Source organism: Sagittula sp. SSi028, from assembly GCF_048553715.1.
Lineage (GTDB): Bacteria > Pseudomonadota > Alphaproteobacteria > Rhodobacterales > Rhodobacteraceae > Sagittula.
Window position 1 is genome coordinate 20,444 of the sequence record NZ_JBLZNC010000011.1, and the last position, 14,242, is coordinate 34,685.

At 62.1% G+C, this 14,242-nt stretch carries 7 protein-coding genes; 3 read left to right on the forward strand and 4 right to left on the reverse strand.

From position 1 onward, the window contains the following. The first annotated feature begins 88 nt into the window (after positions 1-88). Positions 89-1,162 carry an alcohol dehydrogenase family protein gene (locus ACN5AZ_RS16830; RefSeq protein WP_419430068.1) on the forward strand — a complete coding sequence of 358 codons (1,074 nt, stop codon included), beginning with the start codon at positions 89-91 and terminating at the stop codon, positions 1,160-1,162. Positions 1,163-1,174: 12 nt separating this feature from the next. On the opposite strand, the gene metH is transcribed toward ACN5AZ_RS16830, so the two are convergent. Both metH and ACN5AZ_RS16840 read right to left on the reverse strand, forming a co-directional pair. Then, positions 1,175-3,904, reverse strand: coding sequence for a methionine synthase (metH, locus tag ACN5AZ_RS16835; RefSeq protein WP_419430069.1), 2,730 nt, complete (start codon positions 3,902-3,904; stop codon positions 1,175-1,177). Then, positions 3,897-4,946 carry a homocysteine S-methyltransferase family protein gene (locus ACN5AZ_RS16840; protein ID WP_419430070.1) on the reverse strand — a complete coding sequence of 350 codons (1,050 nt, stop codon included), beginning with the start codon at positions 4,944-4,946 and terminating at the stop codon, positions 3,897-3,899. Before ACN5AZ_RS16840 ends, metH begins: the two co-directional genes overlap by 8 nt. A gap of 189 nt (positions 4,947-5,135) precedes the next feature. Here ACN5AZ_RS16840 and ACN5AZ_RS16845 point away from each other — a divergent pair, with 189 nt between their 5' ends. Together ACN5AZ_RS16845 and ACN5AZ_RS16850 are read left to right on the forward strand one after the other, a co-directional pair. Further along, positions 5,136-5,324 carry a PLD nuclease N-terminal domain-containing protein gene (locus ACN5AZ_RS16845; RefSeq protein WP_419430071.1) on the forward strand — a complete coding sequence of 63 codons (189 nt, stop codon included), beginning with the start codon at positions 5,136-5,138 and terminating at the stop codon, positions 5,322-5,324. Positions 5,325-5,951: 627 nt separating this feature from the next. Continuing rightward, entirely contained in the window at positions 5,952-7,187 is a 1,236-nt protein-coding gene (locus ACN5AZ_RS16850) for a lytic murein transglycosylase (RefSeq protein WP_419430072.1), read from the forward strand. Here the strand turns inward: ACN5AZ_RS16850 and ACN5AZ_RS16855 are convergent, their stop codons facing one another. Both ACN5AZ_RS16855 and ACN5AZ_RS16860 read right to left on the reverse strand, forming a co-directional pair. Then, complete coding sequence (locus ACN5AZ_RS16855) at positions 7,188-12,098, reverse strand: Hint domain-containing protein (RefSeq protein WP_419430073.1); 4,911 nt, start codon at positions 12,096-12,098, stop codon at positions 7,188-7,190. It lies immediately after the preceding gene. 208 nt (positions 12,099-12,306) lie between these two features. After that, positions 12,307-13,914: a transcriptional regulator gene (locus ACN5AZ_RS16860; RefSeq protein ID WP_419430074.1), complete on the reverse strand. Its 1,608-nt coding sequence runs from the start codon at positions 13,912-13,914 to the stop codon at positions 12,307-12,309. Positions 13,915-14,242 lie beyond the last annotated feature (328 nt).

Sequence of the window (14,242 nt, forward strand, 5' to 3'; positions counted from 1 at the left end):
CAGTAGAGAGATCACTCTACCTACGCAAGTAGAAGATTCACTCTACCCCATCTCCTACCCAGAAACACGCCAAGCAAAGGACCCCGACATGACGCTGCCCGATACGATGAAAGCAATTGTTCTGACCGGACACGGCGGATTGGACCGTTTGGAATACCGCGAGGATGTGGCGCGGCCGACGCCCGCTGCGGGCGAAGTTCTGATCCGTGTCCGCGCCGCCGCGGTCAACAACACAGACATCAACACGCGCACCGGCTGGTATTCCAAGGCGGTGCGGGGCGACACCAATTCCGCTGCCACAGATGGCTACGACGGGGCGGGAGACGCCGATGGCGCATGGTCTGGCGCGCTCAGCTTTCCGCGCATCCAAGGTGCGGATTGCTGCGGTGAGATCGTGGCCGTGGGCCAAGGTGTGGACCCCGCCCGCATAGGGCAGAGGGTCATGGTTCAGCCGATGTACCACCCCACAGGCGATGCCGATCCGCATGCGTTGGAGACCTTTGGCTCTGAACGGGACGGGGCGTTTGCGCAATACACAACCATCCGGTCGGAACACGCGCTCAAGGTCGACAGCAGGCTGAGCGATGTAGAGCTTGCCAGCTTTCCCTGCGCCTTTTCCACGGCAGAGGGCATGATCCAACGCGCGACCCTTGGCGCCGAACGCGTGCTGATCACGGGCGCGTCGGGCGGTGTGGGATCTGCCGCGATCCAGTTGGCGAAACGGCGCGGCGCACATGTGACAGTTGTCACCAGCGCGGCGAAGATCGACACATTGCGCGACCTCGGCGCGGACGCGGCGCTGACGCGGGACGACCCGCTGCCGGACAGCGCCTTTGACGTGGTGCTGGATCTGGTCGGCGGCCCCCGCTGGCCCGAACTTCTGGAGGCGCTGAAAACCCGTGGCCGCTACGTAACCTCCGGCGCGATTGCGGGTCCCATTGTCGAGCTGGACCTGCGCACCCTTTATCTGAAGGATCTGACCCTGATTGGCAGCACCCGTCAGGACGCAACAGTCTTTGGCGATCTGGTCGGCTATATCGAACGCGGCGAGATCAAGCCGGTGGTGGCCGAAACCTTCGCGCTCGCCGACATCCGCAAGGCGCAAGAGGCCTTTTTGACCAAATCCCACGTCGGCAAAATCGGGATCACCGTGCCGCAGTGATCCCGTCTGCCCTTATGCGGCGGCGGTGGTCGCCACCGCCGCCGGGCGGTAGTTCAGCACCGGAGACAGCCAGCGCTCGACCTCTTCGACGCTCATGCCTTTGCGCGCGGCGTAATCTTCGACCTGATCCCGCTCCACCTTGGCGACGCCGAAATAGTAGGCGTCAGGGTGGCCGATATACAGGCCGGAAACGGACGCCCCCGGCCACATGGCCATGCTGTCGGTCAGGGTGACGCCGGTGTTCGCCTCGGCATTCAGCAGACGGAACAGGGTTTGCTTTTCCGTGTGGTCAGGCTGCGCGGGATAGCCCGGCGCGGGGCGGATGCCGTCATAGGGCTCGCCGATCAGCTCCTGCGGGGCGAATGCCTCATCCGGGGCATAGCCCCAATGGGTGCGCCGAACCCGTTCGTGCAGCATCTCGGCCATGGCCTCGGCATAGCGGTCGGCCAGCGCCTTGACCATAATGGACGAATAATCGTCGCCCGCCGCCTCAAAGGATTTGGCAAGCGCATCTTCCTCAGGCCCGGCGGTCACGACGAACCCGCCGACGTAATCGCGCACACCTTCGGGGGCGACAAAATCAGCCAGCGCAAGATTGGGGCTGTCTTTGCGTTTGGACGTCTGTTGGCGCAGCGTGTGCAGGGTATCCAGCGGAACCGCGCGGCTGTCGTCGGTGAACAGGCGGATGTCATCCCCGTCCCGGTTCGCAGGCCATAGCCCCAAAACGGCACGCGGTTTGAACCACTGCTCCGAGATGATTTTGCCCAACATCTCCTGCGCGTCGTCGAACAAGGACCGCGCAGCGGCGCCCACGGTTTCATCCTCCAAGATGCGCGGATAGACGCCCTTGAGCTCCCACGTCTGGAAGAACGGTGTCCAGTCGATGTATTTTGCGATCTCTGCGAGATCCCAATCGTCAATCACCTGCGTGCCGGTAAAGGTCGGTGTCGGTGCCGCGTAGCCGGTCCAGTCGATCTGCTTGGCATTGGCGCGGGCCGCCGACAGCGGTAGCCTTTGCTTGGCCCGTTCGGCGCGGTCGTGACGCTCCGCCACCTCTGCATATTCTTTCTGGATACCGGCGACATAGTCCGGCTTTTGCGCTTCGCTCAGCAGGGCAGACACCACACCCACCGCGCGGCTGGCATCGGTGACATAGACCGCCTGCCCGTTGATATACTCCGGCGCGACCTTTACGGCGGTGTGCACTTTGGACGTGGTGGCCCCGCCAATCAGCAAGGGGATGTCAAAGCCCTCTCGCTGCATCTCGGCGGCCAAATGCACCATTTCATCCAGCGACGGGGTGATCAGACCGGACAGGCCGATCACATCCACATCATGTTCGCGCGCGGCCTCTAGGATCTTTTGCGGCGGAACCATCACGCCCAGATCGATGATCTCGTAGTTGTTGCAGGCCAGCACAACGCCGACGATATTCTTGCCAATGTCGTGCACATCGCCCTTGACCGTGGCCATCAGGACCTTGCCCGCGCTTTCGCGCCCGTCGCCTCCGTTGAGGCGCTTTTCCTCTTCCATGTAGGGCAACAGAACGGCCACCGCCTGTTTCATCACGCGGGCGGATTTCACCACCTGTGGCAGGAACATCTTACCCGCGCCGAACAGATCACCCACCACGTTCATCCCCGCCATCAGCGGCCCTTCGATGACGTGTAGGGGTTTGTCCGCCGCCTGCCGCGCCTCTTCGGTGTCAACCTCGACGAATTCAGTGATCCCGTTGACCAGCGCATGTTCCAGCCGCTTTTCCACGGACCAGTCGCGCCATGCCAGATCACGGACCTTGGCCTCGCGCTTGTCGCCACGGTAGCGGTCGGCGATCTCCAGCAGGTGTTCGGTTGCATTGCCGCCATTGGCGGGGGCGCGGTTCAGAACCACATCCTCGCAGGCCTCGCGCAGATCCGCATCGATCTGGTCATAAACCGCAAGCTGGCCCGCATTGACGATGCCCATATCCATGCCCGCCTGAATGGCGTGATACAGGAACACCGCATGCATCGCCTCGCGCACCGTGTCGTTGCCCCGGAACGAGAACGACAAGTTGGACACCCCACCCGACACATGCGCATGCGGCAGGTTCTGGCGGATCCAGCGCGTGGCCTCGATGAAATCGACGCCGTAGTTGTCGTGCTCCTCGATCCCCGTCGCCACGGCAAAGACGTTGGGGTCAAAGATGATATCCTCGGGCGGGAAGCCGACCTTCTGGGTCAGCACCGTATAGGCGCGCTGGCAGATGTCGATCTTGCGCTGCAAGGTGTCGGCCTGTCCGGTTTCGTCAAACGCCATAACCACAACCGCCGCACCATAGGCCAGACACAAGCGGGCCTGCGCGATAAACGCCTCTTCTCCCTCTTTCAGCGAGATCGAGTTGACCACAGGCTTGCCCTGCACGCATTGCAGACCGGCCTCGATCACCTCCCATTTGGAGCTGTCGATCATGATCGGAACGCGGGCAATATCAGGTTCGGCGGCAATCAGGTTGAGGAAATCGATCATCGCCTGTTTGCTGTCGATCAACCCCTCGTCCATGTTCACGTCGATGATCTGGGCACCGTTTTCCACCTGATCGCGGGCCACGTCCAATGCGGTCGCATAGTCACGGTTGGTGATCAGTTTGCGGAACTTGGCAGAGCCTGTGACATTTGTCCGCTCGCCCACGTTTACAAAGGGGATGTCCGACGTCAGGACAAAGGGCTCCAGCCCCGAAAGACGCAACAGATGATCAGACATAGGATGTCTCCTTGATCGGGCGCGGCGCAAAGGGGGCGACCTGTTCGGCGATGGCGCGGATGTGGTCAGGCGTGGTGCCGCAGCATCCGCCGACCACGTTCACCAACCCCTCGCGGGCGAAAACCGCGACTTTGGCGGCGGTCTCTTCGGCGGTCTCATCATAGGCGCCGAACGCATTGGGGAGCCCCGCGTTCGGGTAGGCGCAGATCAGACTGTCGGCCACGCCTGCCAGCTCTGACAGATGCGGGCGCATGGCATCCGCCCCCAGCGCGCAGTTCAAGCCCACCGTCAGCGGTTGGGCATGGCGCACCGAATGCCAAAAGGCCGTCGGCGTCTGACCGGACAAGGTCCGCCCCGATGCATCGGTGATGGTTCCCGAAATCATGATCGGCAATTGCTGCCCGTGCTCGGCGAAGGCCTCGAAACAGGCGAAAATTGCGGCTTTGGCGTTCAGCGTGTCAAAGATCGTCTCGATCAGGATCAGGTCAGACCCACCGGCGATCAGCCCTTTGATCTGCTGCCCGTAGGCCATGCGAAGATCATCAAACGTCACCGCGCGGTAGCCGGGATCATTCACGTCCGGGCTGATAGAGGCCGTGCGGTTCGTAGGTCCCACAGCCCCCGCCACGAAACGGGGCTTGCCGTCGGTCGCCGTCGCACGATCCATGGCACGGCGCGCCACCTGTGCCCCGGCCACGTTCAGGTCAAACACGGCCTGTTCCAGCGCATAATCTGCCTGCGCAATGGTGGTCGAGGAAAAGGTGTTCGTCTCGACAATATCCGCACCCGCCATGGCAAAGTCATAGTGGATCTGCTCCACCGCGTCGGGCTGTGTCAGCACCAGCAGGTCGTTATTGCCCTTTTGAGGGTGATCGCTGTGATGGCGGCACTGGTGGCCACCGTGACCGCGAAAGGCATCCTCGTCCAAGCCCAGCGTCTGGATCTGCGTGCCCATGGCACCGTCCAGTATAAGAATGCGGTCTTTTGCCAGTTTGGTCAGCGCGTCAAAGGCCGGCGCGCGCGGCAAAGTGAAATCGAGCATGGGGGCACCTTTCTTGAGGGCGCATCCATACCGCCTGCGCTCACAGAAAGATAATTCATAATTCTGGATAAGATCATGAGGCGAGCGCATGTACCGCCGCACCCTGCGTACACCCGTTCTCACGATCTCGGGAACAAAAATCCACCTATCGTCGTTTTCCAGCCAGAGACACAGACAGGAGTTGAAACAATGGAATATGGTCTTTTGGGTCTGCTGATCCTGATCGCTGACATCTACGCAATTTATCAGACGCTGACCTCGGGTGCCTCCACCCTTGCCAAAATCGTCTGGACCCTCGCCATCCTGATCCTGCCGGTTCTGGGCTTTATCGCATGGCTGGTGGCAGGCCCGCGCGGCGGACGTCACGCCCACATTTGATACGCTGGATATTAAGACGAAAAAGGGCGGTCCTATGGGCCGCCTTTATTCACGTTCCGCTTCGATCCGAGAGGCACGGTTCGCGAGGCTCGGTGCGCCAAACGCAACGGAACATTTTATTTTATGCCGTTTCCTGTGCACCGCTCTATTGAACGTACGAGATGATGCTGGCACAACGGGCCGGCATTTCCCCATTAACTTTTCTTTGAGGACCGTTACTTCTGACGCATCGAGGCGCTGACGAACCCGGTTTTGTATCAAAGCTGTCCCGTGTTGGAGAGCAGGTTTACGAGTGAAACAAAAGTGTGGCCGTATTTCGGTCATGGAGAAGGACGGAAATATGGCTGATCGCAAGCTACGCCTAATGCGCTGCAAGTGTAACTACGAACTTGCTTTTGGAACCTCGACCTGCCCCTATTGCTTTCGAAAGACCCCGCTTCGGAACCGTTATTGGTTCTGGGGGGCCGCAGGCGCTCTGTGCATCGGCGCCGTGTTTTTCTTCGCACCGACTGTGTTTGGACTAACGCCTGCGATGGCGGCGGGTTAACGCCTATTGCAACGCGCCACGGTTTTCTCGGCGGAAAATCCGTGGGATAGCTTGCTCTGTTTCCCACTGGCAGAGACATCATGACCGTCCACCGTCGAACGTTCCTTGCGGGTGCCGCTGCACTGTCCCTGACCGCCTGCGCGGGATCGGGGACACAGCGCCCCACCACAACATCCCTTGGACCAGAATTCCGCCCCACGCCGAACGCATCGTTCGACAGCTGGCTCGCAGCTTTCAAAGGGCGCGCCAGATCGCGGGGGATTTCCGAGGCCACGTTGAACACGGCCTTCCGCGGACAGGGCTATCTGCCCGGCGTGGTGGACCGTGACCGCAACCAGACCGAATTCAAACGGTCGCTGGAAGACTACCTAGCGCTGGTTGCTCCAGAGGAAAAGGTCGCCGTTGGCCGCCGCGCTGCTGCGCAACATCGTAATGGACTGGATCAGGTCGCGGCCCGCTACGGCGTCGACGCGGATATCATCGCCGCAATCTGGGGCGTTGAGAGCTATTTCGGCACGCGGCGCGGCGAGATCCCCGTCATCTCGGCCACGGCCACTTTGGCGTGGGAAGGACGGCGCGGCGCGTTTTTTGAATCAAACCTGATCGACGCCCTGCGCATCTTGCAAGCCGGGGACGCCCGCCCAGACGAATTGCGCGGCAGTTGGGCCGGTGCTTCTGGCCACACGCAGTTGATGCCCAATGCATTTCAGCGCTTTGCCGTAGATTTCGACGGGAACGGCCGTCGCGATGTATGGGGCGACAACCCAATCGATGCTTTTGCCACCACTGCGAATTTCCTCAAACGGTCCGGCTGGCAAAACGGACAGCCTTGGGGCGCGGAGGTGATCCTGCCCAACGGTTTTTCTGCCGGTGTCGGGCGGGGCAGCAAGCGCAGCGCTGCCGATTGGCAGGCGCAGGGTGTCCGCGCGGCCCGTGGGAGCCTGCCCAATGGCGGCAGCGCGGCCATCCTCGCCCCTATGGGTATCGGACGCCCGGCCTTTATGGTTTTCCGGAACTTTGACATCCTGTTGCGCTACAACCCGTCGGAAAACTACGGCCTTGGCGTCGGCTATCTGGCGTCTCGTCTGGCAGGTGGCGGGCCATTGGTCGGCAGCTTCGGTTCTGACCGCTACGGGCTGACCTTGGCGGATCGCAAGGCGCTGCAATCGCGACTGACGCGCGCCGGTTTTGACGCGGGCACCCCCGACGGCGTGCTGGGCAAAAAGACCGAGGCCGCCATCGCGGCCTACCAGCGTGCGAAAGGGCTGGCCGTCACCGGCTCCCCGTCACCGTCGCTGCTGGCCTCGCTTGGCTGATCAGCCCGCCATCAAAAGCCGCGCCTGATACTGCCGCAAGGCAGGACGGGCGCTGGCATAAGCCGTTTCCCAATCGCCTTGTGCCAGTTCAGGGAAAAGGTGCAACAGTTCTACCCGCTGGCGCTGATCCAACCCGGCCAAAGACATGACGCCGGGCTGAAAGCTTTCGGTCCACACCCCATCCGACATCACCAGCTCGTGGTGGTCGAACATGAAGTGGATATATTCAACCCCCTGCGCAGGCCGCGACAGTTGAACCGCAGCATGATCCAATGCGTGACATGCGGCAGCAAGCACCTCTTCCTCGCCGGTCAACATTTGCACCTGCGCCCCGGTAAAGGACAAACGGTGCTGCGGTGACACCAGCATGTCGCGTTCGGGGCGTCCCGGACCAAAGGCATGGGCGCGGATCAGGACCGGCTGCAGGCTGGGATCGCGGCACAGCTCGCGATGGCCAAGCGCCTTGGTCCCCCGCCAGCGTACCGGCTGATAGCCATTGTCCCGCGTCAGAATACGGTCCCCGACCGCAATCTCAGCCACGTCTATTTCGCCCTGATCCGTCTTGACCCGCGTGCCGGGCGTAAAACACGGAACGTAATTAACCGTCTCGATCTCCGAAAAGGTCAGGGTTGTGCCGTCCGACCAAGTCACAGTGCCCGACTCTGCGCCGGTCATGGTGATCGTTGCAGGCCCCGTGACATTCAGCGTATCGCCCGACGTCTCGCCGGTTTCACCACCGATGATGCTGAAATCCGTGCCGGTGATATGCGACGGGCCGGTGTTGAACACATCGTCGCCCGCGCCGCCAAGGACCGTATCGCCCGACCCCGCCTGAATGTTGTCATCACCGGACCCACCGTCCAGAAGATCACCGCCATCACCGCCGCGCAGTCGGTCTGCGCCGTCACCGCCGCGCAGCGTATCGCTGCCCGCGCCGCCGGTGAGCGTATCATCACCAGCATCGCCCGAAACGGAATCGTCCCCTGCTCCGCCGGTGACACGGTCCGCCCCGGCGCCCGCGTTAATGTCGATCCCCGCGCTATCGCCCGCACCTGCCACAGTGTCATCGCCGGAGGTCAGGGTAAGACCTTCGATCCCATCGAATTCCGCCGTATTGGTCCCGGATCGCAGCATCCCCGCCTCTGATCCGGTGTAGGTGACTGACACCGGCGCGCTCAGCCCGCCTGCATCCAGCGTATCGTCGTCAGTGCCATAGGTGACGGTCTCGCCCCCGCTGACCGTGTCCGCGCCAAAGCCGTCTTCTAGGACGATGCGGTCCGCATCCGCACCGCCGTCAATCCTGTCATCCCCAAGACCGCCATACAGCGTGTCAGAGCCGTCTCCGCCCAGAACCGTATCGCGGCCTGTGCCGCCATACACCACGTCATCATCGATGCCGCCGTCGACCAGATCGTCGCCCGCATCACCATAAAGCGTGTCCGCATCGTCCATACCGTAGATGCTGTCCGATCCGTCACCGCCCGACAGGGTGTCGCGGCTGTTGGTCGGCGCGGGGTCTGTGTCGTCGGCCACGTTGAGCGGGCCTGTGACCGTGTCTGTGCCATCACCGTAAATCAGGTCGTCACCGGTGCCCCCATCAACGCTGTCATTGCCCTCATCCGCAAGGATGGTATCCGCGCCCGATCCCCCGAAAACGGTGTCGTCATCAATGCCCGCCTCAATAGAGTCGTTGCCCGTGCCACCCTCGACATAATCGGCGTCATCGCCTGTCAGGATCGTATCGTTTCCAGCCCCACCGATCGCCGTGTCCCGATCGTTTCCCGGATCCGTGTCGGCGGAGTAAAGGCTTGGGTAGGGTGTATCCGGTCGCGCCGTCCCGACAGAGGTGCGCGTGTTGATCAGATCGTCACCATCCCCGCCATAGATGCTGTCAGACCCCTCATACCCGTACAGCACATCATCGCCCGCACCGCCATAAACGGTATCGTCCCCCTCGTCCGCGCGGACCGTGTCATTGCCTGCCCCGGCTGAGATTACGTCATCCCCAGCGCCCGCATCGATGCTGTCATCATCGGTGCCCGCAGTGCTGTCGCCCGCGTCCACACGGTCACCGTCAGGGTCGCCGACATAGCTGCCGTCGATCACATCCGCGCCTGCCGTGCCCTCGACGATGTGGTCGCGCGTGGCTGGCAGTCCTATGGCATACAGATCATCCAACGTGGACAGCGACGCTGGCGCCACCCCGATCAACGTGATCTGCTCCCCCCCTGGAAAGGACAAAACCGCATTGCCGGAGCCGTCATCCGTCACGGTCACATCCCCCGCAGTCACGGGTGTTGTCCCGTCAGAGGTCAGCCCGGACACATCGAGTTGATCGTTTGCCGAACCATCGCCGCTGTTGGTCAGGTCGAACCCTTCGATCCGGTCCACGCCCGACCCGTCAGCCAGAATGATCGTATCCCGACCGCCGCCCAGCACGATCCGCTCGATCTCGACAAAGGACAGGGTGCCTGTGCCATCGCTGACGGTGCCGCTTTCCCCATCGGCGGCGGTCAGATTGATCGTCAGATCATCCGTCACGGCGGACAGGTCCAGCACATCGCCGGTGGTTTCATCCACCCCCTCGGCGTCCACCGTGTCATTGCCGAAGCCGTTTTCTATGACAAAGGTATCGTCGCCCCAGCCCCCCCAAAGGTAGTCGTCACCCGCGCCGCCGTGCAGCGCGTCGTTGCCAAAAGAGCCCCGCAACCAGTCGTTGCCCTCTCCGCCAAGCAGCGTGTCATCGCCTTCGTTGCCTTCGACAGTATCGTCCCCGGCACCGCCGCTGACCCAGTCGTTGCCCGCATCCCCGTAAAGGGAGTCATTCCCTGCGCCACCGTCAAGACTGTCATCCCCTTCGTTGCCATGGACGCTGTCTTCGCCACCGTCACCGTGGATCGTGTCTGCGCCCGCGTCTCCGCGCAGCGTGTCCGCGCCTGACCCGCCGTGCAATTCGTCATCGCCGCCGGACCCGATCACACTGTCATCGCCGCCTGAGGCATTCACAAACACACCCGCACCGGTCGTAGATGCGTCGAAGGTGTCGGCCTGTGTGGTGAGCGTGAAGGCTTCGATCTCGGAGAAGTTGACCGAATCTGCGCCGTCACTGGCGCTGCCTGCCTCGTCTGCGGACAGCGTAACATCGACGCCATGGCTCAGGTTTTCAAAGTCCAGCCGGTCCGTGTCGGACGTGGTGCCTGCGCCTTCGCCCCCGACAATCGTATCGTTGTGGAACGCGTCAGAGACCACGAAGATATCCGCATCATCCCCGCCGCGCAGCAGATCATTGCCGCCGTTGCCCTGCAACGTGTCAGAGCCCGCGCCGCCATCAATGGTGTCCGCCCCTGCACCGCCATAAACCAGATCGTCCCCCGCGCCCGCATCAATGGAATCCGATTGCGGATCGGCAGAAGGGGCGGTTGTGACAGGCGTATTGGTGAATTCCTGCATGGAGAAGGTGTAATTCGTCCCCGCCCCGCGCGCGGTCACACCAAAGGTCAGATTGTGCTGGTCCGCATAGTGGAACTGCGCCCAATGATCCTCGTCCGCCGGGGTGGAGGAGGTATTGTCCGACTGCACCGTCATCATCTCGCCAGTGCTGCTTACGGTCAGATGACTCGCTGGTGTCGAGGAGACCGAGACCCCCGTCACATCCGACGCATCGACGCTGACCGTCTCGGACGTGGTGTCGACATCGGTAAAGGTCAGCGCGCCAGAGATCAGGATCGGTGCGCCGGTGGCCTGATCAAACGCCTCGAACCGCAGCTTCAGGCAGGTGCCAGAGGCGCTCATCCCGCTATCGTTGATCCAGACGCTGTTGTTGCCGAAAGACACATCCATATTGGGGTCGTCAGCGTCGACAATTGTCAGGCGGATCTGCACCGTGACGCCCATATCCGTGACGCCCACATTGTCATAAACCGCATAAGTCCCGATGATGCCGTCGCCGGTTCCGCCGGTCTCGGATATCGTGGAACAATCAAAGGACGACAGCGTGCCCGCCACGGTTCCGATATCCCCGTTGTCGCCGTGGATCGTATCATTGCCCGTGCCGCCAAGGATCGTATCAGCGCCGCCACCGCCCAAGACCACATCGTCGCCGCTGCCTGCGGTGATACTATCACGGCCTGCCCCGCCCTCTAGGGTGTCGGACCCGTCGCCGCCCGACAGGGTATCGCGCCCCTCGCCGCCGTTGATCTGGTCGTTGCCTGCATTGCCCGTCAGGGAATCGTCGCCCTCTCCGCCGGAGATATAGTCGTCACCCGACCCGCCGGTCAGCGTGTCTGAGCCGCCGGCCCCATAGAGTTCGACCCCTTGGGTTGTCGCCCCGGCATCGACGCTGTCGTCGTTGTCATTGAGAACAACCCCTTCGATGCCATCAAAACTGCCCGCGCTGTCGACATCGGAAAAGCTGCCCTCTCCCTCGTCAATGAAGGTCACCGAAACGCCATCACCATCCGCCACAAAGGACAAATAATCCGTCGCGGTGTCGTCCCCGCCCACGACCGTGTCATTCCCTTCACCCACGGCGAACACATCCGACCCTGCGCCACCGACCATGGAATCGTCACCGCGTCCGCCCATCAGCGTATCGGAGCCGTCCCCGCCCCACAGTGTATCGTCGCGCCCGCCGCTCTGCATTGCACTGCCACCATCGGGCGCGGTGACAAAGGTGAAATCGCTCAACCGGCCAGAGGCAAAACGCGCATTTCCCCCGCTGCGGTCGGCCTGCCCCACGATATAGCTGGCGGTGCCGTCGCTGATCAGGAAATAGCCCGTATCCGCGTCGAAGCGGACGGAAAAGGCATCCCCCAAGGCACTGAAATCCAGCTTATCCCCCGGCGTGGCCGAAATGCCGGACCAAAAGCCCGCATCGTTCCAGTTCGCGGTGGTGACCGAATAGGTTGCCATGTGCCATTCCTCATACGCTGCGCGCGGCAAAGGACAGCCCATGGAAGGCTCTTACAGGGGAAAAGAGCCGGTCGAGGGTGCGCACAGTACCGCGGCGCCAATGACGCGACAATTATGGCGGGAATGCGCAAACCAGCCGGAGTTCCGGCGGAATTCAACACTATGGTTTACAGTGGGTTAGGCCTTACAACCGCGACACATGCCGCGCCTACAGCAGCGCCCGCAGGGGTGTCAGAAGGCCCTTATTGCGTAAAGTTCTGACCGGATATTCGGGGTCGTTGACCATCTTGTCGACGCTGAAACCCGGCTCGATCTTGGCCATTTTGCTGGCCACTTTGCGCGCCTTTTCGGTCTCGCCCTGCGCCGCGTAAAGCGCCAGCAGCGACCGCTGCGCCGGGCGCGACAAGGGGGCGGCGCGGGTTGCGGCCTCGGCTGCAACAATCGCCTCGTCATTGCGGTTACAGGCCAGCGCCACGTAACAATGCCCCGTGTCCCACCAGTGTTTGAACGGCGAGGACCGCGCCACCGACACAGCCTTTGCCGAGGTCTCGAACGCCTTTTCCAGATCGCCCGCGCCCAGATAGGCCTCTGACAGCGCCTTGAGCGCAAAGGCCCCCGAGGGGTTACGCTCCACCGCTGTGCGGGCCAGATCCATCACCCCGGCGGTGTCGCCAAAGGCGGTGCTGCGGACCTTGGACACAATTGCCTGCACCAGCCCGTTGTCGGCATCCAGCTCCATCGCGCGATAATACAGCGCGACTGCCTCCTCTTGCAGGGCGGCCTTGTCGGCCTCTGCCATCTCCATCATCTGCGTCAGCCGGATCAGGCTGCTCCACGCCAGATACAGCCCGTTTTCATCATGGCGGAACGCCTGATCCATCAGGCCGTAGGCCTCGCGCAGGGCGTCCTGATCGAAGCTGAACATCCGGTACAGGCCAAGGCGGGACAGGGCTGTGGCGCGGGTCTCGGGGCGGTCCTTGTCCAGAACATGCGGCAGTTTGCCGACAATCTGGTCCGCCGCTTCGAACACCGTGCGGGCGATGTCGGTTTCAAAGTTCAGGATGGATTCAAGCTGATCGATACGCTGCAGTTTGGAATAGAGAATGCGGGCGCTCGGCTGATGCACCGCCTTGAGAAACAGCATATGGCCGTTGCCGTCCTCGGTGAGCTGGCTGTGGATCACAACGTCCGACATGGGCGCATCCGGCGCGCCGATGTCATCGGGATCGACCTGACGCCACGCCCGCACATGTTCTGCGATATTCTCGCCAATCTGGTTCGACAGGACATCAACGCTCATCCGGTCGCGGCCGGGGGCTGTGTCCTCGGTGCGGCAGGTGATCAGGATGCCCCGCACGGGTTTCGGTGCGGCCCGCGCCACCATCGCGTCCAGTTGCGCCCGTTCCTGACGCAGCCAGTCCTCGAACTCGGCGTCGCGGACGTCCATCCCTTCGAGCAATTCGGTCCGGTCGTCGGCTGGCACCACCTCTTCGTGCAGATCAACGCGGATGCGCGCACGATCCAGACCGACACGCGCGCGGCTGGCCTGCAATAGGTCCGCATCGTCGCCAAGGGCGGTGCGTAGCTTGGACAGGGCCTGACGCAGGTTCGCGCTGGCCTGTTCAGGGCCGAAGGTGGACCACAGCTTGTCCTCCAGCCAGCGGCGCTGGCGTTCCATGCCGGGGCTGAGCGCCAGCATCGCGATCAACGCCTGGTTCTTGGCCCCTTTCGGCGTGCAATCCACGCCATCGGCCGAGGTCAACCGAAGCGGTCCCAACACGTCAATTCGGAACAGATCCTGCCTGTAGCCAGCCATACTACCCTCCGCAAGCGCTGGAAACGTAGCATCCGCAGGTTGTTCCGACAACCGGCGTTAAAATAGCGTAAAAAGAAAACAGCGCCGCGAACAGCTTTTGACGCATTTTGCGTCGCGGCCCAAGATAGCCTTAATTTTAGAAAGGACCTTTGAAATGCCATTGTACAGTTTGGACAGTCATCAGTCCCATCAAAGTCACCAGTCCCACCAGAGCCATCAGTCGCACCAATCTCACCAGTCGCATCAATCACATCAATCGCATCAAAGCCACCAGTCCCACCAAAGCCACCAGTCAACGGAAAGCCATCAGGGCGGGCCTGACACCGGG

Excerpts from the sequence above, each read along its gene's own strand:
- ACN5AZ_RS16860 (WP_419430074.1), bottom strand. The coding sequence starts at position 13,914 with ATGGCTGGCTACAGGCAGGATCTGTTCCGAATTGACGTGTTGGGACCG.
- ACN5AZ_RS16840 (WP_419430070.1), bottom strand. The coding sequence starts at position 4,946 with ATGCTCGATTTCACTTTGCCGCGCGCGCCGGCCTTTGACGCGCTGACC.
- ACN5AZ_RS16845 (WP_419430071.1), top strand. The coding sequence starts at position 5,136 with ATGGAATATGGTCTTTTGGGTCTGCTGATCCTGATCGCTGACATCTAC.
- ACN5AZ_RS16850 (WP_419430072.1), top strand. The coding sequence starts at position 5,952 with ATGACCGTCCACCGTCGAACGTTCCTTGCGGGTGCCGCTGCACTGTCC.
- metH (WP_419430069.1), bottom strand. The coding sequence starts at position 3,904 with ATGTCTGATCATCTGTTGCGTCTTTCGGGGCTGGAGCCCTTTGTCCTG.
- ACN5AZ_RS16830 (WP_419430068.1), top strand. The coding sequence starts at position 89 with ATGACGCTGCCCGATACGATGAAAGCAATTGTTCTGACCGGACACGGC.
- ACN5AZ_RS16855 (WP_419430073.1), bottom strand. The coding sequence starts at position 12,098 with ATGGCAACCTATTCGGTCACCACCGCGAACTGGAACGATGCGGGCTTT.